Raw genomic sequence first — 23,448 nt, forward strand, 5'->3', positions numbered from 1 at the left:
TAATTATAGTATAACAACATCTTCAGGTCGTCTTCTGATCCATTCTTTAATGCATCTAGTTTATTATTAAGAGCAATGGTATCTTTTATGTTCAGTAATGAATCGATTTCTTTTTGAATGTCACGTTTTTCCTGGGAAAACAGCTGTATTTGCGATATCAGCAACAGGCTGGTAAATAAGAATCTTTTTCGGATCATTGTTTAAAAATTAAATTGTTAATTACGTTTTCTATAGGCGATGTTGGCAATCTCCCCAAAACCATCTATCATTTGTGAATAAGTATTATTAGAGATGTTTCCTAAATTATCCAGGTTGAAAAAATAGACCTGGCCGGTAGAACCGGCATTCGCGGCAACGACTAATGTTTTGCCATTGTCTGGTTGTACCTCGATCTGTTTGATACTCGTGCCGGCAGGGAACGTATAAATTAATGTTGAGGAATTTGCCAATATATCGTATTGGTAGATTTTGTTATCGGTGGCATAATACATTTGCCTTAGTAAAAGCGAACTGGCAAATGAATGTGCGGACTCAATCTCAGGACTATTCAGGATTTTTTGATTTAGGCCTGGTTGGGCGCCTGACAATGAATAAAGGTATCTTTCACCATTGCTGTTTTCCATAACAAAATAATACACCCCGGAACTACTAGTTTGAGGCCCATCCATGGCGCCTACCATTAGCATGTCTGTATTACCCATATTAAATGCCGTCGAAGAAGAGCCAAAGGCAGGGGTTATATAAAATCCGCCAAAGGCGACTGACATAAATCTTTTATTTTTATTATCATAGAAGTAGGTGTTGAACAGCGTACTGGTTATCACTTTAGGGAAAAAATAATAATCCCCGCTTAACCTCTCTGTATAAGTGACGTTAAGAGGTCCATCGAAGATTGATGCAGCATATAGACTGCCATCATTGATTACATATTCTTCTGTTTTAAACTTAGATAATGAAAAGGTGAATTTGTCTTTTGCAGGTGTAAAACTTGTTACAGAAGTGCCGGTCTGCAGAAAATCATTTGCGCTAAATCTATAATTGCCTTTATCTGTGAAAAAACCGATACCAAGTTGGGTTCCATCAGAGATAGGATAGACGTAGGTGCCTATAGCATGGCCGGAGTATACAGTTTGATTCACAGACATTGCTGGTGTGTAAAAGACTCTATAGTCCGACCTGACAAAACTTAATTCAGCATTGCCATCTTTGGAACTGCTTATCACCCAGCCATCACTGAATACACTGGTAACATTTACAGTGAACATTTTGAAAGCAGCGACACCATTATCAGTGCTGGTCACTTTATATTCAAGATGGTATCCTCCCAATAATGGCGGCACACTTATCACAGCATTCAATGACTCGTCAGTAGAGATGATCATAGGGGTGAAACCTGCAACTATCTGATCTGGATAAATTTTCCACTGATAAGTAAATTTTCCGGCTCCCGGTTTGGATTGGAGAATTTGAGGATTAATCTTTAACGTGTCAAATTGATTGATACTCAAAACAGAATCTGCGTTGATCTGTAACTCATTAATTTTTGCGTAAGTAAAGTCCTGATTATCTTTTTTGCAAGACAACAGGCTGACCCAAATAAAGAGGAATACGTATATATTAAGTTTGATCTTCAACATTTGCTTAGAATTTAACTTGATTTCCAAATTCATCAATGAGTGGACCGTTTGCCAGTTCATATGCTGCTATGGCATTTCTCAGCATGACCTGGAGACGGAAAATTTCACTACTCCCGATCACATTGGGATCAAAATTTAGCAGTCCCGTAACTCTTATCATAAATTGGAACCTTGTTACGCTGAATGGTCCATAGACAAATTCGATGTTATCCCAGTAGTTAGGTTTGATCAATTGACTGGTGATGTTGACCGTCATCTGTTGCAAATTTTCGGAGTAGTCTACGGCTACACCTGGTGCCCCCGCAACCAGTTCACTGCCGGGATCTACTTCCAGTATCAACTTCAGCGTTTTTGTCTTCATCTCAGGCGAATTCAGGACAATCAGCGGATAATTAACGGAGGTTTGATTCGCCGGCAGATCGATTTCATTGAGTATATAGTCGATATTGGCCCTGGCAGTCGAGCTGTCTGCTGCTCTTAGTTTTATGCGTCGAGGATCAGTGGACGTTTTACCGACCAGGCGCATTGGAATCAGGACCGTATCTCGTAGTTTATTTGTTGGCTGTAAAGCAAATGAATAGTTAATGCTATCAGGATCTGAAAAATATTTAGTGTAGAAGCTAATGCCATCCTGGCCATGGTAGGTGGGAATGTCACTTTTCTTACAGCCCAAAGTAAAGACCAACAGAAAAAGTATGAGTAAGTATTTCATAGCTGTTAATTGTAATTAGGATTAAACTCTAACTCACTATCCGGAATGGGAAGAATGTATTGAGACAATGATATATCTGTCGTCATAAATTGCATTCTAACAACATTTTTCCTCTTATAGTAGAAGAAAAGCTGACCTTCCACGAGGAACTCTTTTTGGTATTCCTTCGTAATTTCGTTGTTAAGGGAGCTTTGACTAAGAGTGCCGGGCAATGCCGTCAGATTTCTGTTCTGTCTGACCACATTCAGGTAGTTAATTCCATCTGCAGTGTTTGTAGCACATTCCGCCAGAATATAATACATCTCAGATAAGCGTATCATTGGCACCAGCTGATCGAGCCTGTCAGGTGAGGGGGCAATGCCGGGATAGGTTTGCCAGAATTTTGAAGCGAAAACAAAGCTTGTGTTACTTCCACTGTTGTTATCTGCTTCAATCCCCGCAATGAATCGGATATCTGTTCCTCCGCCCGATCCGGCTTCATATAAAGTTTGGTAGTCATTTATAGATCTTCTCATGGAGGAGCCTCCACGGAAATATCCGGGGTCGGCCCAATTTTTTAATCCAGCAACGCGCAGTCCAAAAATTTGCTCAGTCAAATAGAGGCGATCTTTCGAAGAGGCGGCTGCTGTTGCCGCTTCAAATGATACGAATGGGAATTTATTGGCATTTACCACAACCTGTGCTGCAGCAAATGCTTTGCTATTGTCCCCGCTGTAAAGGTATACCCTCGCTTGTAAGGCTTTAACTGCATAGTAGTTCATTTTGATGTTACGGCTCCCATCTCCGCTTATTATAGGATCGGATGTCCACAGCAGCTGTTCAGCATCGTTTAAGTCTGCCAGCACCTTTGTTACAACAACCTGTGTAGTGGAGGGAATGACGGTAAACTGGTTTACGGCTGTTTTGTAGGGAATTGCCTTTTTGTTTTGACCACTTACATATTCAGGACCAAATAGCCTTAACAATTCAAAGTGCATGTAGGCTCTTAAAGCAAGTGCTTCACCACGAATTCGTTGATAATCCTGATCGCTAAGTACACTGCGTCTTTTCTCTGTATTTTCAATGACTTTATTGGCACCAGCGATAGCATTATAGCCATTCGTCCAGATGTCGTTGCCGTAATTAATTACTTCCTGCGAAGTGAAATTAAGATTAGCACTCTCGTAAAGTGGTTTTGATGTGGGAATGTCATAATTCTGCGCAAGTGCAGAGACAAAGCCCATGGAGAGATTATCACCGAAAAGACTGCGTGAAGCGAATAGCGAATACACCCCATCCAACGCCTGTTGAAATCCTAGTTCAGAACTGAACAGCTGGTCTTCAGATACCGAAGATTTAGGATTAACGTCAAGATATTTTTTACATGAGGCCAGTATGAAGGCGAAGCAAACCAATACTGCCAGAAATTTTTTGTGATTCATATCTTAAGTTTAAAAACCTGCTCTTAATGTTAATGAATAGGTCCTTGCAAATGGATTACTTGTACCACGCTCAATCTGAATTGAACTTATTCTAAAAGCGTCGTTTGTAATTGCGGTAAGTTGTAGGCTGCGTAGCCCGGTTCTTTTAAGAAACTGGCTGTTATAAAAGTTATAACCTAACGATGCGGAGCTTAAGATCAGGTTGTCATTGTTTTGAACAAACCTGGATGTCAGTTTGGTTACGCTGGGGTTAGTTGTTATTCTTTTATACGGACTTATGGATCCCGGACCTGACCATCCCAGGTTGTAAGCTCTTTGATCGACATTAAATTGGGGGTCTACATCTTCCACCCGGTCCACCAGCGTTTGGTTGTATAACTGCCCTCCCAGTTGATAGTTGAAAATGAGTCCAATTTCGAAGCCGCGGTGAGAAAAGTTAGTTCCAAAGTTTCCGTTCCAAACCGGCTGACTGATGCCGACCGGGACTTTGTCAGCCACATTCCAGTTCATGGTAGTTTCTCCGGATTTGGTCATGAAAACTTCCGAGCCTGTTACGGGGTCTATTCCCAGGGATCTTACTGCGAATATGGTATTGATAGATTGTCCTTCCACCAATTGCATATTGGGCGCAACCTGGTCCGGATTCCCATTGTTCAGCAGCTTATTGGAAGCTTTTAGTGCATTTGAGATCTTTCTTAACGTGTTTTTATTGGTAAATGCATTCAGGGTGACAGACCAGAGTGTCCTGGATGCCGGATTTTGCCACACAGTGTACCGGGCATAAAACTCGAATCCCTTGTTTAATAACTCCCCGAAATTTTCCGTGTAGGAATTGAAGCCTGCGGAGGGAGCCAAGGTAATCTGTGTCACCGCATTTTTAGTATTTTCGCGGTACAATTCTATTCTAAGGTCTAACCTGCTTCTGAAGAGTTGTGCATCCAAACCGATATTAGCTTTATAGACGTTCTGCCAGCTAAGGAATTCATTGCCCATTCCTGCCAATGTTGCACCTAAATTATCGTAGTAAGCGGTACTGGAATTAAAATTGTAGCGAAATTGTGAGGCGTATGAAGGTACATTGAGCGAACCGGTGGAACCGTAACTACCTCTTATTTTTAAACGATTGACGATATCGCTTTTCCCAAAGAAAGACTCGTTGTGGATATTCCAGCCACCGCCAACAGACCAGAAGGTTCCGAATCGTTTTTCGTTGCCATATTGCGAAGATCCATCCCGTCTTACCGATACACTGGCAAGGAAGCGGTCATCGTAGATATAGTTTCCGCTATACAGCATGCCGATCCTCCGGGTTGAATTTTCATCTCCTGTAGGCCGTCCGGTATACTGTGCAGCAAATAACAGGTTATCTAAGGCATCTGTAGGGAAACCGGTCGCAGCAATTGTATAGTAATTTGATCTGTTGTCTGCAATATTAAAGCCCAGGTTAGAGTAAATCTGATGCTTGCCGAATATTGAATTCAAATTGGCAGTTGTTAAACTTTCGTAGCCGGTAGAACTATTGCTAGTCAACTGGTAGCTTCCTTTCTGATTCAAATCGGCGATAGCATTAAATCGCGGACTTTCCGCCGAATAAAAAAGATCGCTGCCACCTGTTTGTTTGTTAATGCTCAGGCTCGTTTCAATATAAAATGATTGTGTGGGTTTGTAACGGGCGCTGAAATTGTTGGAGATGCCGAAATAGTTAGTACTATTTATTGAATGCAGGGTAGCGTCGTAGACAGGGTTGGCTGTTTGATATGCATAGCCAAGGTAATTGTAGTCTTCCACAAATTTTGATGCCTGTCCCTGAGAGTTATAAGGAGTCCAGTAGGGGTTCATACGAACATAATCGGCGAAGTTCCCATATGGCGATTCATTAGCGTTATTTTGAAAAATACGGATTGAGTTTCTGAATTCAAACTTTGACTTCAGGTAGTTCAAGTCGAATTGTCCGGAGTAATTTTTTCTGTTTTGCCCCTTCATGACCCCGGATTGAAAGTCTCCGGATACCTGTAGTCCATACCGGATAACTGCATCGCCGCCCTGCGCATAAATTGACGTACGATTACTATAGCCATTTTGAGTGGGAATGGATAGCCAATCGGTATTAACGCCTTTTACATAAGCTTTATAGCGTTCATTATAAAGCATATCCAGACTGGTCTGAATACTGGGAACAGTTGACGTATATATCCCTACCCGTTTTTCAAAGTCCAGTTTTTGTTGTGAATTTAGCAGATGGTATACAGAAAGGTCGGGTGAGGTAAAGCGAAAGTCGTTAGTAACACTTACCTGGAATTTGCCGGGAGCCGGTGTTATTGTGGTGATGACAACTACTCCATTAGCACCTCTTGAACCGTAAAGGGCAGTTGCAGAGGCATCTTTCAATATTGTAACATTCCTGATGAGATTGATGTCCAGGTCAACAATTCGCTGCAGTGTAACTTCAAATCCGTCTAAAATAAGCAGCGGTAGTGTGGGAGCAGTTGATAGCTGACCGGAAAGATTGGGAAAAGAATTTTCTCCCCGCAATTGAATGTTGGGAAGTTGGTTGATATTGCCGCCGGCAACGTTATTCTCCACGATCCTGAAAGAAGGGTCCAGGGCACTTATGGCAGCAAATACATTGTTAGAACTCACCTTTTTCAGCTCCGCCCCGGAGATACTTTTAGCAGCACCGGTAAAGCTTTCCTTTCTCTGCTCGAAGATACCATTGATGATCGTCTCGTTGAGGGCGACTGATTGCGCCTCTAAGAAAATATCATAACGGGCTCCCGGTTTGATCTGGACAACGACTGTTTTGTAGCCAATATACCTGAATTCTAACGCCTTTGCGTCAGCAGGTACCTGGATTCTAAACTGTCCCTGCGTATTTGTTTGTGTAAAGATTTTAGTGCCTTGTACCGATACAAGTGCATTGCTCATCGGGTTGCCTGTTTTCCTGTCTTTTACGCTTCCTTCGATCACTTCATCTGCTGATGGTTTTTTGCCAGTCAATACCACGGTTTTGTTCTGAATAGTATAGTTTACATTCTGTGACCCGAGTATGATATTCAAAACGGATTCTAATGGTTGGTCTTTGAAATCTACAGTGACGGGTTTAATTTCTGCAATAAGTTTGTCCGTGAAAACAAAATTGTACCCTGTCTGTTCTTTAATCGTTCTGAATATGTCGGTTATTGGCTTATTGGCCGCGGTCAAACTGACTTTTTGAGCAAAAGCAGCAATGCTTAAATGGAGAAAGAAAAAGATCAGGATGATACGTGATACAGAAAGTGCCCGGAAAAGTTTAGAGCGAGCGGTCCCTATATCATTAAAATGATTTGTCTTCATTAATTAGATTTTAGTTAATAACTGGTTGGTTGTTTACTCCATTGGTCTGGATACCTTTTGGTTGATCCTGGCGTGCTACTGAAAAGGAAAGGAATTTATTGTCTTATCATATAATTCGGGATAAAGTTTGTAAATAGATTAATGATCTGGTTTTATTTATTCATTTACGATTTTCAGAGACGGTAATGCTATTCCCATTTATTTGAAATTTTACAGTCCCGGTAGCCTGAAGAATATTAAGGACACTGTGCAGGTCTGCGAACCTGGAAATACTGCCACTTATCTTTTCAGTAGTAACGTTACCCTCATAAATAATATCTACGTCATACCAGCGAGAGATCATTTTCATGATTGACCGGATATCCTGGCTGGCAAAAACGAATTCGTTACTTTTCCATCCCGTGGCAGCATAGACATTAGCTGCTGATTTTTCAATTTTTCCATTGCTCACACTACCTTGTTCGCCCGGTACCAGGGTGATTTGTTGGGTGGAAGTAGACAAGCGTACACTGCCATTTATCAGCGTAGTTGTCTCGGCGTCGTCATTTGGGTACGCATTTACATTGAATTCCGTGCCTAATACCCTGACTTCATGCCCGGCGATTTTTACAACAAATGGATGTTCTGTGTTTTTGGCGACCTTAAAATAAGCTTCCCCGGTCAGGCGGACAGATCGTAAAGCTGCATTGGCTAAATTGGTTGAGTAGGTCAGGCTGGAAGCTGAGTTGAGCCAAACTGACGAGCCGTCAGGCAGGTCGACTTTGAACGTTTGACCTTTGGCAGTGCTGAGGGTATTGTTCTGCGGTCTGTCCGATGTTACTCCTTTTACCTGGTAAATCAGTTCTCCTTTAGCAGATTTACTGATCCTGACGGTTGAGTCTTCTGCGAAAACGCCGTTTTTCACTGAACCTAGCGCTACTTGCGTCCCATTACCAAGCGTTAATGTTGCACCATATGTCCCGGGTGATATGGCTCCTTTTTGGGCCTTTGCTACATATTGACCCTTATTTAAAGGTGTTTGGTGAAAAACAGTGAGGTATAGTAAGACAAGAAGTACTGCTGCCGCTGCCGTAACAACCGCGGTCCTTTTCCAGAACATTCTTCTGACAACATTATCCTTAACTGGCAATCTGGACCATATCTCCTGCCCGATGAGGTGCATATCGTCCCGCTCAGGAAGCTCATCATTTAGCCTGGCTTGGTGATTAAACCATGCGTCGACGAGGCGTCTTTCTGCTTCAGTGCAGCGCCCCTCATTATATCGTTTAAGAAGATCCTGTGCAAATTTGGTATCCTTTTCAGTCATTAGTCATAGTATAGATAAAGACATAACGACTAAGTGGTACGAAGGTCCCAGAGAAAAGCAGAAAATTTTTAAAAAAAGAGGAGATAGATATTAAAGGAGTCTCCCAATTTGTTTTTTAGGAGCTTCAAGGCATTGCTCAGCTGATTTTTTACTGTCTTTTTAGATATGAGCAGTTCATCTGCGATTTCCTGGTTGGATTTGTGTTGTTTGCGGCTCATTTCGAACACAATCCTCATTTTTTCAGGCAGGTGTTGAATTTCGTGCTCTATTTGATCATACAGTTCTTTCTGAATATATAGCCGGTCTGGAGTAGTGTGATTCAGCTGAATGAAATCTCTTAGCGATTCCAGGTATTTGTTTTCAACCTTAGAACGTTTTACCAGATCCAGGATCCGGTTCCTGGTTAATGTGTATAGGTAGGCTGCTAATGGGGCGGAAATATTTAAGGTCGTCCTTTTTGTCCATAAAGTGGTGAATACTTCCTGTACGACGTCTTTTGCGATTGTTTCATCCTGTAGCATTTTACGGGAGAAGCGAAATAACACCTGCCAGTATCGTTCGTATATCTCTTGATACGCACTGGTGTCACCCGCTGTGAAAGCTGCTAAAAGATCATTATCGCTAGCGTCCGAAAATATTGACATTATGGTGTTAAAATAGTATTGTTGAACTATTTATTTGCAATTTAAAAAAATATCAGAATTTTTATTGAATGTAATTAACATGTACAAACGGATTTTTCATGAATTGCATGTTGTAGTCAGGGACTTCTTATGCTAAGATCTTATAACTTACCTGCCTGTGCTATTCATTGTCTGTTTTATATATTACCATTTATTAAAAAAAGATATACCCGTTTGGAAATTATCAATATTAGAAAATAAAAAATACTTGTGCGCCGCTATTCTTTATGCGAGGCAACGATTTGAAGATTTGCCTGTGCAGTAACTGTCATCATGTGGTATGGGCAATATTTTTTCGGGCAATATCCAAAAGGAGGCGCGCTGATGTTTGCGATTACTCCGCCGGTTCGAAAATTGCTGTTTACAATTGATGGCCGGTCCTCGCCTCGAGCTATCAATTAATTTGACTGAGCATTGGCTTATGGGATAAAAATATATATGGTCAGCGTCTTTTGTAATAAATGTGATATTTTGAATGGCTTAACTACTGGCAAATTTCAAGTATTATCTCAATTGAAGATATTATAGACGTTGCCAGTAAAATTGATCTTTAAAGTGTTACCATTATTTAATAATATATCTATCGTTTATGAGAATGTTCTATATTCTTTTGTTCATTGTGGCAATATGTGCCTGTATTATTTTCTGGTTAAAACGTACAAAAGAAAGAAGCATCAGGACAGAGAAGTTTATGCAGCAATTTGAGCATTATCAATCTCTTGATAGCCTGAAAGTTATTACATCGGGCAATCTGACAATGCAGCTATTACTGGAAAGTACAGAAGATATCCAGTCCTTCCTAACTTCAGACAATCATGTTATCATCTACACGGTATCGGGCAAAACAGAAAATTTATTCTACAAGATCAGCCCCACAGGAGATATCATTGACTCTTTAATGATCAATAGCAGACATACAAACATTGTCTTCGTTAAGGGCTTTATCATAGATAAAGATACGCATCAATATTACAAATGGAGTTTTGATGGCAGTAAGCAACCGATTCACGCTACTGTAAAAAACGGGCAGCTGGATTGGAAGGTAGAGAAGCAGCAGGAACAACTCGCTGCCATCGTTGAAAAATCGATGACCGTTTATGTAGACTATCAGGTGGAAAGTCCTGAACCGCAAAAGTCAACTGGAGATGAAATCCAGACGACACAGGCGATAAAGACTTACGCAATATTAAACTACTTTGTAAATGACGAATGCTTTCAGTTTTACACCACATTGGATGTTAACAGGCATTTTCCTTATTCTTACACACAAAAGTTATTATTAAATAATCTTTTTAGGCGTATCAATACAGCCGTTAGTGGTGATAAAGAGGTGATTCAGACTGCTAATATTCAGTACCGCTATTTCCAGAAGACAGTGCAGGAAAAGGTGCGTTTCTCAGGAGGCGGAGGCAACGCGCCAGGTTTTAATAAAGAACTTTACCACGGCAATCTTTTTACTGATGTGGTTTTTAAAAATGATACGCTCAGATTGAAGGAATTTATGTACCTCGATGAAGAATGGCATGCGTCGGCGATTGACATAAACGGAAAGAATATAGGAACACTCACCAAGAACAAGGCCCAGCCTCCGGTAATTGTTGATGCTTATATGTATTATACCAATCCGAAACTTGCATATGCGTTGTTTAGTAATAGTGATAGAAAGCTATACCTGATTAAACAATCCTGAAATTGTGTTGAAAAGGTACTAGAATCCATCAGTGTCGTCATTATTTAGTATTTATACAAATATTACGTTAAATTCGACTTTAAGAATTTCAAGCAAGTGCAATTAAACCCAACTTATGAAGTATTTATTTATTTTCCTTTTCCTGTTCTATGTTAAGACTACTGTAGGACAAATAACTTTTCCGAAAGGGTTTAAACTAATAGCAGGCGATAATTTAACCGGAGAAGATGATCGCTATACGAACGGGAAAGATGTTTTTCTTACTTATCCATTGTTCAGGCCTTTTGACAACTATACCTGGAATGATGATCAATTTAAGCAGTATGTTACTGACTATTTTGGATTTCCATTCTATCGGACGAAGGATAGTCTTTTGTGGGGAACAGGTCAAAGAGGTAAGTTTTACTCCTATGTAGTAGTGAGTCAGGGAGGGCAGGGATTTGAGCTTTCTTCTCAGCATAATGATACAGATTTCAGTAACTATTCTAAATGGCTGATTAATACAATGAGAGATTATGATAAGAAAGGGAAGGCATTTATGTTTCCCATGAGAGTTGCTGAGTAAAGCAAGGTATGCGGGATATTTCGGGAGGTTGGGATATGGTTCGCTGACCCGGCAACATTGAAATCATGATGACATGACCGGGTATTTCGGTCTCAGCACACAAAGCCCTCAGGTCTTTTTGACCTGAGGGCTTTGTGTTGGTGGAGATCGGGAAGTATGTACCAAACTCAGGCCGGTAATGGTTACAAAACCGGTATAATGCGGATGATCAGGAGGTATGTTCCCATATGTAGATGTATTTAGTGGGTATATTGATAGTGCATGTAATCAACATCAATAAAACCGGCATCCTGTAAGTCATTAAAACTGTAGATGGCCAGTCTGTCCCCCCTGTATGATGCCCATCTTAACTGATAGGTTTCCCCGATAGGTTTGAAATCTTTACCATCGGTACTATATGTAAAATTACTTTTGCCATCCAGTCCCCACACGGTGCGTAACCAAATGGTATTGCCTTTGATGATGGGGCCATCGGTGATGGTGTCTTTAGTAAAAAACTGTAATTGTTTACCCCGGCTGGTTTTTACCACTCCAGCTGCTGCATAATAGGGGGCACCGAAGTGTGATAGCCCTGCGCGTTGGCCGGTAGCCATGCCACTGAGGTCAATTTTAACGATAGCCTCGTTGGCGGTGGTGCGGTAGCAGCGTTGGGTAATGGTGTTGCCGGCGTACAGCAGGTCGTTTTTGAGCGGTTTGAAGGCGTGTAGTCTGAGCCAGCCTTTTCTTTGAGTTAAGGACCATTTGTCGGCGCGGGGCTGGTAATTCCATTCCCACTGGGGGCCGGGTATGCTACCGGAAAATTCATCCGAGCTTTGTGGAACTACCCGGCTGGTTCCGGTTACCGGCATAGGAGCCTGCCATACCATTTCGCCGATGCCGGCTGCATTGGGTTGGCCAATGATTGGCCAGCCATTCGTCCAGTTTACAGGTAACAGGCTTAGTATCCTGCCTGACCAGTCGCCAGAGCCATGGTGGGTTAAGAAGTACCAATTACCGTCAGGAGTTTGCACTAGTCCGCCCTGGTTCGGTTCGTTAAATTGTGGCTGACCTTCGCTTAACTGCTGCGGACCTTCATATGGGCCCCAGATGTTTTTGGCGCGCTCCATCATAAGGACCCTCACGTTGTTGCGCACCTCGCTAAACAGGTGGTAATAGTAGCCATTTATTTTGTATAGCTTGTTTGCCTCGCTGCCGTGTGACTGATATATCACTTTGTCGCTCTCCCTATCAATCAAAGCTCCATCTGCCGACATTTTAAACAGGTGTATTTTATAATTATCTGCGAATTTGGTGCCTACCAGGTATCCCTGTCCGTCATCATCCCAAAACGGGCAGCAGTCATCCCAGCCTTTTTCGGCCAATATATGCTTTAAAGGTGCCCATGGGCCTTCGGGCCGTGTGGCGGAACTCATAAAATAGCCTTCGTCCGGATCGCCGAAATAGACCCAGAAACGGTTGTTATGATAGCGGATGGCCCCCGCCCAGATGCCACGGCCATAGCGATCCATTTTTGTATAATTCATGGCGGGTGAAATCACCGAAATATCGTTGACGACGTGGCCTAGTATGTGCCAGTTCACCAGGTCCTTCGCATGCAGGATCACAAAACCCGGCGAGTACTGAAACGTGGACGACACTGCATAGTAGTCAGTCCCTACCCGGATGCAGTCCACATCACTGTAATCACCAGGTAAGACCGGGTTACGGTAAGTGCCATCGAGCTGGTCTCCCCAGTGAGTCCAGTTGCCCCATAGCGGGTCTGCTTGTTTAGTTTGGCAACTGGCTTTATCAAAACAAAGCAGGGAGGCAACAAAGCCTGCAATAATCATTTGACGAATCATAATCTGCAATTATCAGGAGTTGATGACTGGAATATAAGTCTACAAGCGATATCCAGTCATTTAAGCGTTAGCGTTAAGCTATGGCAATCCCAAATTATCAGGCAATAGCTCCATTAATTTTAAACACGTATGCAATATTGCCCGGGCGATTTTGTGGCAGATTTATTTTCAACCCCTCCCCGGTTTGTTCAAAATCCAGTGGGGCATCAGCGCCCAGCAAACTCACACGTTGTACTTTGGGTACACTATTAAGCGCCAGTTTTTTAATGATAGCCTGGTTATTGCCCGGCCAGCCCAGCATGGTGGCATATAGCACATTTCCTTTTTTGACGAATCTGAAATCGGCAGCACTGAAAGGTTTTCCTTTGCCCTCATTAAATCCCTGCATTACAAGTGGTGCTACGTCTTCAAGTGCCGGGCCTTCACCAAGCGTGGTCCATGGGCGGGTGTTGTAAATACTTTCACTATTGATGCGCATCCATTCGGTAATGCCTTCCACCACGGCGCGTTCTTTATCGTCAATAGTACCGTTGCCGCGTACCGGAACGTTGAGCATGAGGTTCCCATTTTTACTCACTACATCGACGAGTGCATGGATGACAGTTTCGGCTGTTTTATATCCGTTGTTATCATACAATGAGCGTTCGTAGTGCCAGTTACCCAGGCACGTATCTGTTTGCCAGGGCTCGGACTCTATGATATTACTCTGTCCCCGCTCGATATCGAGGACCATGCACTTGCGTTGCTGGTCGTTGAGCACTTTGCCAAACAGCACCGCTTCTAACTTTCCGTGGCGTTTGATGCTGGTATTATACATGTGAGCGGCTATGCGTAGTCCGGCATCGCTAACAGGCCATAATGGTAACACCGTATCATCGAAATAGATGACGTCAGGACTGTATTTATCGAGCAACTCGATGGTGCGATGATAGAACTTTTCGCAGTATGCTTTGGTAGGTACTGATACGCCATTACCCCAGGCCCACTGTTTATGGATCATGCCGTTATCCTGGCTGTTTTCGCTCAGGGCATGGTTTTGGGCGTACAGCTCCTGGGGGTCTTCTCCTTCCCACCATTTGCCTTTGCCATCGGCTTTAGTGAGGTGGCCATCATATGGTATGCCTGCCATCGGGCCGGTTTTGTCCGCCCGCTGTGCGGTTTCCATCCAGCTCCAGGCATGGGCGGCATGTACGCTTACGCCGAATCGTAGATCATTATTTTTTGCTGCCCTGGCCCATCCGGCGATGATATCTTTTTTAGGGCCCATGCGGGCGGCGTTCCACCGCTGGTATTTACTGTCCCACATATCAAAGTTATCGTGGTGGTTGGCCATCGCCATAAAATATTTAGCGCCTGCTTTCTTGTAAAGCGCCACCAGTTCTTCAGGGTTCCATTGTTCGGCCTTCCACTCATTGATCACATCCTTGAAGCCAAATTTTGAAGGATGGCCATATTTTTGCACATGGTAGTTATACTTCCAGCCGCCTTCCATATACATTTCGCGTGCATACCAATCGCCAAATTCGGGTTGACATTGTGGCCCCCAGTGTGCCCACATCCCAAATTTCGCATCGCGGAACCACTCAGGCACCCGGTATTGTGACAGTGAATCCCAGGTGGGTTTAAAAGGCCCTGCAGAGTAAGGCGCATTCAACAAGGCGCCTGCATAACTTTTGGAAAGGTACAACGACGATAGTCCTAATGCTATACCTTTTAGTACATTTCTTCTCTTCATATGTGTTCAGATAAGTTACAGAGATGAATTAATAATTCCTGATCGTCGCGTAAACACCAAAAGATTGTTGATTGATGTCGCTTAGTGGGCGCAGCACAAATGTATTTTCTCCGTTTCTCAACTGGAATGTATGATCGCCTGTCGATGTGATATTTTTTAGAATATCGTCTTTGCGGCCTTTCAATATGAATTCAGCATCCGTTTCGGCGGCCAGCATCAGCGGGCCGTAAAAAATGGCAAAAACGTTTTCATCATCGGGCATTGACTTCAGGTAAAAATCGTAGTGGAATACCAGCCTGATTTTGTCATTCTTCTTCCATACCCGCTGCAATGACAGGTAAGAACCGGGGGCTGCATTGATCGGTTGTTGCTGCTCATTGATGTACACCTCAAATTTCCCCGACCAATCTGGGATTAACATATTTAAGGTCAGCGTTTCTTTTTTCGCTTCTTTGATGGTAAATGCTACAACTGAGTCAGTCGAAAAGTTGCCGCTTTGTTCCAAAGAGAACGATTTTGCTTTCCAGTTTAATTGAGACGGGATATACATATTCACCCATAATGTAGCAGTGTTGTGGTAATAGATACCGGTGTTCAATGCTGCAAATGCCTCCACGGACGATCCGTTGCAGCAACGGAAATCGTCGTCTTTTAAAAACCTTTTTGTTTGCGGGGAACCCAAAGGTAGATGATAAACGACTGTCCCGTTCCGGGCATTTTGCAGGGCCATTGTGGAATTATAAAAAGTATTCATGTAGGCATCCGCATATTTGGCATCACCGGTCCAGGAGAATAGCATAGCGGTTAGTTTTTGTGTATTGTGTGATACACAGGACTCTGCTATTTCCTTTGTCATTGTATTGCTGAGGTGATCAGGTACGCCCCAGTGCTCAGATGTCAGCGAGGTGGGGGTAACGACATTTGGACGCGGACCACTGCTGGAACCATTAGCGTATGCGTGATGATGGATCAGCATATCCCAAAAATTCTGTGCGGCGTGTTGATACAATGTATCCCCGGTAATGATATAGTTTTGCGCGAATCCATTCACCAATACAATATGTGTGTTAGAATGAAGTCCTGACAGGATATCCTGATTACCGGCCAATGGTTTGAGGAACCAATCCCGGTCAAAGACTTTAGCCAGGGCCAGGTGCCGGGGATTATGGGAGACTTCGTAAAGCTTATACAATACATCATTCATGCCGCCTGCTTCGTTAGAAGGATTGGCTTCAGGCGTATAGAGTATTCTGTCGATGGTCTCGGGGCTTAGTTTACTCATTCTTGTTTCGACATAAGTTGCCATCTTGTTCACCATTACATATGCTTTCTGGTTACCTGTACGAACGTAAACGTCTAAAAGCCCCTGCATAATTTTATGGAGGGTATAATACGGTGCCCATACGCCTCCATACTTTTTCTCCAGCGTATCAAAATCTTTTTCCGGGAATGCGCTCAGGTAACCGTTGCCAAGGGCTTGCTGGCACTTGTACAATTCGTTAACGATATATTCCAGCCGGTGTATTGCTGTAGTATCCCTGTTCCTTTCTGCCAGTGATGCAACGGCAGATAAGTAGTGGCCAGTGAAATGTCCACGGAGGCCGACGCCTGGGTCTTCCCATCCCGATAAAGGCCGGGCAGTAGATGGCAGTCCCGCGTTTACCCGAAAGTTATGCAGCAGCCTGTCAGGGTCGAGTGATAACAGGTAGGCGGTGTTCAGTTCTTCGCGTTGTTTAATCCATGAAGATTTTAATACCACCGCCTCATCAGGAAATGGCGATATTTTAGTTCCTGCAAGCAGGTAAGTATCATTTTGGCCGAATGCAAAGCGGCACACAGCACATAGTACTAAAAAAATCAGGAGCAGCTTTTTTTTCATTTACGTGGCTTGAAAATTTCATAACGTCGAGACCAGGTTACCAACAATGTTCAGAAAGTACTTCAATTGACGCAGGCCTGGCATGGTTGGAAAAGCTATTTAGCATGATATAGCCGGTTTATTTGCTCAGGCTCAATTGATTGATACGAATTTACTGGTATCGAAGGGGAATTGTTTTGTGCCAAATAGACTTTTTTTTATATAAATCCGACCTGGGTTACGCTGGTGTGATGTTACTGGTTTTCGCTGCTGATAGTAATAAGGCTGAGCAGGTTCATCAGCCTTGTGGGGTTAGAATGCATGCTCTTCATTTCTCCTTCAGAACAATACTTCTACAGCGCCCTCTTTTAATGACGGACTGGAACTGATGGAATTGATTCACCAAACCGAGAAGGCCGCCTTTTAAACAAAACATATTGCGCCTTTTAAACAAAACGCCGTGTGGGCTTTACGCCGAATTTTGCATCATCAAAACATGAGATGATGAACACAGATTCAAATACGGGGCAAATGGTGCTCGTTACAGGTGGCGCGGGCTTTATTGCTGTGCATTGCATCCTGCAATTACTAAATGCCGGTTACCGGGTTAGAACAACACTTCGTGATCTGAACAGGGAAACTGCTGTAAGATCAATGCTGCGTGAAGGAGGGGTAGAGGCCGGTGAACGGTTGACATTCATACAAGCTGATTTATCAAGCGATGTACATTGGGAAGAAGCGGTAAAAGATTGCACTTTCGTGCTGCATGTTGCATCGCCAACACCTAAGTTGAATTTCAGGCATGAGGATGAGATGATCATTCCTGCCAGGGAAGGTGTGCTGCGGGTGTTACGGGCGTCCAGGGATGCGGGCGTGAGACGGGTTGTACTGACGTCTGCCATCGGTGCCATCGTGTATGGCCATCCTAAGCAAACAGCACCTTATGATGAAACCGTATGGACTGATACTACTCATGCACCGGCCTACCAGAAATCAAAAACGCTGGCGGAGAGAGCAGCCTGGGATTTTATAGCAAGCGAGGGCGGCCAGCTGGAATTGTCAGTCGTGAACCCTGCCGCGGTGATGGGGCCGGTATTAGGGCCGGATTACTCGCATTCCATTTACCTGGTCAAAAACCTGTTGACGGGAAAAATGGCTGGTTGCCCGAAGATCAACTCCTGTTTTGTTGATGTGCGGGATGTGGCTGATCTACACCTGCGGGCGATGATTGATGAGAAAGCGAAGGGAGAGCGCTTTATTGCTACCGGCGGCGAGAGTATCTGGCTGGTGGAGGTGGCAAAGATCCTGAAAGCCAACCTGGGCCATAAGGCTGACAAGGTGAAGGCTATGCAGCTGCCGGATATTGTGTTGCGCATTGCCGCGCTCAAAGACCCGATGGTGAAAAGTATGGTGCCTTTACTGGGCATACCGATGAACCTGACCAGTGCCAAAGCGATCGCGTTGCTTGGCTGGTCGCCGCGTTCGCCGAAAGATGCGATTTTGGCGGCAGCTGAAAGCCTGGTCCGTTTAAATTTGTTGTAAATTAAGTTATGCAGGAAGTCGCAGAAGTCTTTATATCCTGTAAAAAGGAAGTCCATTACAGCCGGGAGCTCATGCTCTCACAACCGGCACTGGTACGCGTGATCTCGGGTGAGATGCGGATTGCGGCTGCTGACCGCAGCTATCGTTTCCGGGCGGGCGATACGGCCCTGTTACCACGTGACCAGTTGGCGCGGATGAGCAAGCTGCCCCTGGACGGACATGCGTGCGTGGCGATCTCGGTGGTTTTCAGGAAGGACCGTTTGGAGCAATATTACAAGGGAATCCCGCCGATAGTGGAACATAGCCAGGAGCCTGTGATCTTTGCGGATCACCCTTTGCTGCAAAGCTTGTTTAACTCTTTGCAGCCTTATTTTGATTTAGCCGATGCGCTGCCCGCCGACATCGCCGCATTTAAGGTAGAAGAAGCTATTCGTATTTTACGAGCAATCGATCCTGCGACGGATGGCTTACTCGGGCACTTTGAAGCGCCGGGTAAAATAGACCTGGTGACTTTTATGGAACAAAACTTCCAGTTTAACCTGCCGCTTGAAAAGTTTGGATACTTAACCGGCAGAAGTCTGACTACCTTCAAAAAAGATTTTAAGAATGCATTCAATACTTCGCCAGGACGTTGGTTAACACATAAGCGACTGGAACTGGCTCACTATCAGATAGTGGAGCAAAGAAGAAAGCCTTCGGAGGTTTACCTGGATACCGGCTTCGAAGACCTGTCGCATTTCTCATTTGCCTTTAAAAAACAATATGGTTATTCACCTGGCAAGTTGCCGGGGGCGTAATCAGTTGCGACCGGTTTAAAAGTTCTGATCAGTCCTTACAGGTACTTTTGGATACATAGAAACTCAATACGGATACATCTGAGGCGTGCCTGCTGCTGAACTTTGTGCTATCAAATACAGCAAATAAAATGAGCAAAACTATTTTTATTACAGGGGCGTCATCTGGTTTGGGTAAGGCTACCGCAAAACTGTTTCATGACAAGGGTTGGCAGGTGATTGCCACGATGCGGAACCCGGATAAAGAGACGGAGTTGAACCAGCTACCTGACATTATTGTATTACCACTGGACGTCACCAATACAAGGGAGATCAGTGCTATTACAGAAAAAGTTACCCGTGACTTTGAGGTGGATGTAGTATTTAACAATGCAGGTTATGGCTTATCAGGACCTTTGGAAGCGATATCGGAAGATCAGTTATTGCGGCAGATCGATACCAATCTATTGGGTGTTATCCGGGTAACACAAGCATTTATCCCGTACTTCCGCACCAGAGGTCAGGGGCTTTTTATTTCTACAAGTTCATTGGGTGGATTGATCGGATTTCCGTTCTCATCACTCTACCATGCCACCAAGTGGGGACTGGAAGGCTGGAGCGAAAGCATGGTCTACGAGCTTAGAAATATACATGTGGGTATAAAAGTGGTGGAGCCGGGCGCGATAGCAACCGATTTTATAAGCCGCTCTTACGACAAAGCTTTTCACCCCGCGTATGATGAATTGTTCAATCGCTTCTTTGCCAATGTGGACGGTGTTACGTTTACACCCGCAGAAAAGATCGCCGAAGTAGTGTTTGAAGCTGCTACGGACGGGAAAGACCAGTTGCGCTACCTGGCAGGGGAAGATGCGAAAGCTATTTATCAGCAACGAGTACAATTAGGCGATGAAGCATTCCGCCAATTTATGGCGCAAACATTTTTAGGGCAATAAGCGCTTAATAATAAGGCCGGCAATTTAAATTTAAACAATCAAAGCTGTGATGAAAGACACTAAATATCCATACCGGTTTTCGTCTATCATTGAGTTGCACCGGGTGCTGGAATTGCCTGGACCATTGCACCCGCTGGTCAGCGTGTTTGATAATACCCAGCTTGCGATGAATAAAAAACAACTGCCGGCCAATTTTATTTTCGACTTCTATAGCATATCATACAAGAAAAAAATGAAAGGCCGTACTGGCTACGGACAAAGCTATTATGATTTCGACGACGGGACGATGACGTTTGTTGCGCCTTCTCAACTCATAGCAACCTCAAACGATACTGAATACTTTGGTATTTCGTTGCTGTTTCATCCTGACTTTATCCGCAGTTATCCTTTAGGTAAACATATCAGGCGTTTTGGTTTTTTCTCGTATGATAGTAATGAGGCATTGCACCTTTCAGATAAAGAAAAAGAGATCATCCTTCACCTGTTGGAAAATATACAGGAAGAGCTTCAGCACCCTGTGGATGATTTTAGCCAGGATATAGTGGTTTCGCATCTCGAGACCCTGTTAAATTACAGCAACCGATTTTACAAACGGCAGTTTATTTTCCGTAAGCCTGCTAACCACTCCCTGTTAACGCAATTAGAGGATATGCTGGAGCGATATTTTGAAAACGAGGAGGGATTACATACAGGGTTGCCAACTGTTGAGTACCTGGCGTCGGCATTAAACCTGTCGCCACGTTACCTGAGTGATATGCTTCGGCATCTTACGGGACAGAATGCCCAGCAACATATCCACGAAAAGTTGATTGAAAAGGCGAAGGAGTACCTTTCAGCAACCAATCTTTCCGTGGCTGAAATTGCTTATAAGCTGGGATTTGAATATCCGCAGTCCTTCAATAAGCTGTTTAAAAATAAAACCGATCTCACGCCAATTGCTTTCAAGGAGAAGTTTAGATCAAACTGATTCCGGGTGCTTTTTTGGGGGGAGTGATCAATTGTTGTTCCGGTATATCGGCCACATGCTGAGCCGGTTTTAAAGAGAATGCAGCCAGCGTTTCTGTGAGGGTTGATATAGCCAGCTCATTGTGTTCAAAATCAAACTTTCTCTCAAGGCATTTCATCGTATTGCCGAGGTATTGGCCAAAGTTAAGGGGAGTCCTTACCGGAGCAGCATTCTTTTGCTTTTACGACCCTTCAATGTATAAAACTGACCTGTAATTGAGCTGCTCAGGAAATTCAGTCTGGACTTCTCAGGATAACCCTGTCATAGTCGTGCGCGTAATTTTGTCCTACACATTATGACAAATATGCAAAGAGCCTATATCATTACCGGCCCTACTTCAGGCATTGGTCTGGCAACCGCCATGGAACTGGCAAAGCATGGCACAGTGATCCTGGTTGGCCGTAATAAAGAAAAACTTGACCGGGTACAAACGAGTATCAGGAAAAACGGACAGCAAGCGGTATCCATCGTTTGCGATATTTCGGATATCAGCAGTGTGCGAATTGCGGCAAAGCAAATCATCGAACTTGGCCTGCCGATAGCTGGCTTACTCAATAACGCGGGTATCATGTCACGGAAGGCGCGTAAAAGTGCCCAGGGCTGGGATTTGACTTATGCGACCAATCATCTCGGCCCCTTTGCATTGACGGAAGCGTTGGCGGCTCATCTTCCCGATGGCGCCCATGTATTATTTGTGGTATCCGCCATTGAAGACCCGGAGCGTAAACCCGTAAAAATGATGGGACTTAAAGGCGGTCGTTATATCTCTGCCGAGGCCAGCGCCCGGGGGGAGTGGCTCGCAGGCGGTTCTAAAATGGCAGGAATGGACGCTTATTCCACCTCAAAGCAATGTATGCTGGTAGCGGCGATGGCTTTGGCACGGGAAAATCCGAGGTTACATGTCAATGCGGTAGAGCCGGGAATAACCCATGGAACCAATCTTGGTGGCGAGGACACCAATGCTATAGTACGGTACCTGTTTGGCAAAATATTTTCATTGATCCCTGCCGTAGCCGAATATAAAAGCACGCCGGAAAAAACAGCCAAAACCATAACGGGTATCCTGACAAACCAGCCGGGGAAAACCGGCGTTTATTTCGATGAAAAGGGTCGGCCTATGTTGGGTTCTAAATTAGCTCAGGATACTGGGTTTCAAGACCGCGTTGTGGCTGAAACCCGAGCCTTACTAACCCAGGTTTAAGCAGATATTGTAAATTTGACAGGCAATGAAAGATGTGAAAACTTATATCATTGGGGAAATATCAGCGGAACAGTTTGTTCCGGAGCATACCTTTTGTTATGTGATCAAAGGGAGCATGCACCTATATGACGGGAACAAAACCTATCATTTCAAATCGGGACAGGCGGGACTTATTCGTAAAAATAATTTGCTTCGTTATGTCAGGGAGAAGGTAGATGGCGAAATTGCCAAAGTATTTATCACCCTGGATGAAAGCTTTTTGAAGAAATTTCAGGCTGCCCATCCCGCTGAATCCTGCAAATTCAAGTGTGCAGAAGCGGTTTTATGCTTGCCGCCTAACGAGCTGACAGCGCATTTTATCCACTCGCTGATTCCCTATTATAAATCCGGGAAGTTGGAGCCGGTATTCGCAAATGTGAAGCGGGAGGAGTTGTTACTGATCTTATTGAAGCAAATGCCTGAGCTGGCGGGTTTATTTTTTGATTACGGTATTCCGCAAAAAATAAACCTGGAAGCATTTATGAACAGTAACTACAAATTCAATGTAAGCATGGAGCGTTTTGCTTATCTGAGTGGACGTAGCCTGTCGGCTTTCAAACGGGATTTTAAAAGCATATTTGACGACACGCCAAACCACTGGCTGGTACGTCGGCGTTTAGCGGAAGCCTATTTTTTGATTGAAAAGAAACATCAAAGGCCATCTGATATATATGTGGAACTGGGCTTTGAAACCTTATCGCATTTTTCTTTTGCGTTTAAAAAGCAGTTCAATATTTCGCCGTCTGATTTGTTGCGGCAAGAACAGGAGTAATAGAGTAGGGTACTATAATTATATTCCTTACCTCCAATCTTATATTTTACATCTAAACTATGACCTTTATAAGACTTCTTTCGTAAAATAATTCCTTTGGAGTAGCCACCGACTTTATTTATCAGATTTAGCTTATCTGATTTCGATTTACTCGCATTATTAATGTCTGATAGATCTGCAAGGCTTAGGGAAACAAAAGAATCCAGTTAATGTATAAAATATAGGTTTCTAGTAGGCTATGATCAATATCCCTGTAGTTGATGACAAATCACTACAAGATATAATTAACGAATAGTAGATGAATCATTACGACAGTAATTTATAAGTAGAGCTTATGGCTGGACAGAACTGTCATTATCATGAGAAGTATAGAAATAAAGA

At 43.7% G+C, this 23,448-nt stretch carries 17 protein-coding genes; 8 read left to right on the forward strand and 9 right to left on the reverse strand.

Annotation, left to right across the window (positions count from 1 at the left end):
• Window positions 1–215: 215 nt before the first annotated feature.
• From ABDW33_RS25420 to ABDW33_RS25445, 6 genes are all read right to left on the reverse strand, one after another.
• A complete protein-coding gene (locus ABDW33_RS25420; RefSeq protein WP_343692915.1) occupies window positions 216–1,697 on the reverse strand; it encodes a PKD-like family lipoprotein in 1,482 nt (493 codons plus the stop codon).
• Complete coding sequence (locus tag ABDW33_RS25425) at window positions 1,642–2,349, reverse strand: DUF4843 domain-containing protein (protein ID WP_343692916.1); 708 nt, start codon at window positions 2,347–2,349, stop codon at window positions 1,642–1,644. The genes ABDW33_RS25420 and ABDW33_RS25425 overlap by 56 nt, the downstream gene beginning before the upstream one ends.
• Before the next feature lie 5 nt (window positions 2,350–2,354).
• Entirely contained in the window at window positions 2,355–3,770 is a 1,416-nt protein-coding gene (locus ABDW33_RS25430) for a RagB/SusD family nutrient uptake outer membrane protein (RefSeq protein WP_343692917.1), read from the reverse strand.
• A 9-nt stretch (window positions 3,771–3,779) separates the two neighbouring features.
• A complete protein-coding gene (locus tag ABDW33_RS25435) occupies window positions 3,780–7,103 on the reverse strand; it encodes a SusC/RagA family TonB-linked outer membrane protein (protein ID WP_343692918.1) in 3,324 nt (1,107 codons plus the stop codon).
• 160 nt (window positions 7,104–7,263) lie between these two features.
• Window positions 7,264–8,409: a FecR domain-containing protein gene (locus tag ABDW33_RS25440; protein ID WP_343692919.1), complete on the reverse strand. Its 1,146-nt coding sequence runs from the start codon at window positions 8,407–8,409 to the stop codon at window positions 7,264–7,266.
• Between the two features lie 68 nt (window positions 8,410–8,477).
• Window positions 8,478–9,053, reverse strand: coding sequence for an RNA polymerase sigma-70 factor (locus tag ABDW33_RS25445; protein ID WP_343692920.1), 576 nt, complete (start codon window positions 9,051–9,053; stop codon window positions 8,478–8,480).
• Between the two features lie 628 nt (window positions 9,054–9,681).
• Between ABDW33_RS25445 and ABDW33_RS25450 the strand changes: the two genes are divergently transcribed.
• Both ABDW33_RS25450 and ABDW33_RS25455 read left to right on the forward strand, forming a co-directional pair.
• Window positions 9,682–10,782 carry a hypothetical protein gene (locus tag ABDW33_RS25450; RefSeq protein WP_343692921.1) on the forward strand — a complete coding sequence of 367 codons (1,101 nt, stop codon included), beginning with the start codon at window positions 9,682–9,684 and terminating at the stop codon, window positions 10,780–10,782.
• Window positions 10,783–10,897: 115 nt separating this feature from the next.
• On the forward strand, window positions 10,898–11,347 hold the full coding sequence (locus ABDW33_RS25455; protein WP_343692922.1) for a hypothetical protein: 450 nt from the start codon (window positions 10,898–10,900) through the stop codon (window positions 11,345–11,347).
• 239 nt (window positions 11,348–11,586) lie between these two features.
• On the opposite strand, the gene ABDW33_RS25460 is transcribed toward ABDW33_RS25455, so the two are convergent.
• The 3 genes from ABDW33_RS25460 to ABDW33_RS25470 all read right to left on the reverse strand — a co-directional run bounded on the left by ABDW33_RS25460 (window position 11,587) and on the right by ABDW33_RS25470 (window position 16,802).
• Window positions 11,587–13,188, reverse strand: a complete 1,602-nt coding sequence (locus ABDW33_RS25460) for a glycoside hydrolase 43 family protein (protein ID WP_343692923.1) — start codon at window positions 13,186–13,188, stop codon at window positions 11,587–11,589.
• 97 nt (window positions 13,189–13,285) lie between these two features.
• Window positions 13,286–14,923, reverse strand: a complete 1,638-nt coding sequence (locus ABDW33_RS25465) for an alpha-L-fucosidase (RefSeq protein WP_343692924.1) — start codon at window positions 14,921–14,923, stop codon at window positions 13,286–13,288.
• Window positions 14,924–14,951: 28 nt separating this feature from the next.
• A complete protein-coding gene (locus ABDW33_RS25470) occupies window positions 14,952–16,802 on the reverse strand; it encodes a beta-L-arabinofuranosidase domain-containing protein (protein ID WP_343692925.1) in 1,851 nt (616 codons plus the stop codon).
• Window positions 16,803–17,285: 483 nt separating this feature from the next.
• On the opposite strand from ABDW33_RS25470, the gene ABDW33_RS25475 reads away from it, so the two are divergent.
• From ABDW33_RS25475 to ABDW33_RS25500, 6 genes are all read left to right on the forward strand, one after another.
• On the forward strand, window positions 17,286–18,323 hold the full coding sequence (locus tag ABDW33_RS25475; protein WP_343692926.1) for an aldehyde reductase: 1,038 nt from the start codon (window positions 17,286–17,288) through the stop codon (window positions 18,321–18,323).
• Window positions 18,324–18,331: 8 nt separating this feature from the next.
• Window positions 18,332–19,120, forward strand: a complete 789-nt coding sequence (locus tag ABDW33_RS25480; RefSeq protein ID WP_343692927.1) for an AraC family transcriptional regulator — start codon at window positions 18,332–18,334, stop codon at window positions 19,118–19,120.
• 128 nt (window positions 19,121–19,248) lie between these two features.
• Entirely contained in the window at window positions 19,249–20,049 is an 801-nt protein-coding gene (locus ABDW33_RS25485; protein ID WP_343692928.1) for an SDR family oxidoreductase, read from the forward strand.
• A gap of 49 nt (window positions 20,050–20,098) precedes the next feature.
• Window positions 20,099–21,016 carry a helix-turn-helix transcriptional regulator gene (locus tag ABDW33_RS25490; protein ID WP_343692929.1) on the forward strand — a complete coding sequence of 306 codons (918 nt, stop codon included), beginning with the start codon at window positions 20,099–20,101 and terminating at the stop codon, window positions 21,014–21,016.
• Window positions 21,017–21,350: 334 nt separating this feature from the next.
• Window positions 21,351–22,256, forward strand: coding sequence for an SDR family NAD(P)-dependent oxidoreductase (locus ABDW33_RS25495; RefSeq protein WP_343692930.1), 906 nt, complete (start codon window positions 21,351–21,353; stop codon window positions 22,254–22,256).
• 25 nt (window positions 22,257–22,281) lie between these two features.
• The gene (locus ABDW33_RS25500) at window positions 22,282–23,067 is read left to right on the forward strand and encodes an AraC family transcriptional regulator (protein WP_343692931.1); all 786 of its coding nucleotides are present in this window, start codon (window positions 22,282–22,284) and stop codon (window positions 23,065–23,067) included.
• Window positions 23,068–23,448: the final 381 nt, after the last annotated feature.

It is taken from the genome of Chitinophaga sp., assembly GCF_039596155.1.
In the GTDB taxonomy this organism is placed as follows: Bacteria; Bacteroidota; Bacteroidia; order Chitinophagales; family Chitinophagaceae; genus Chitinophaga.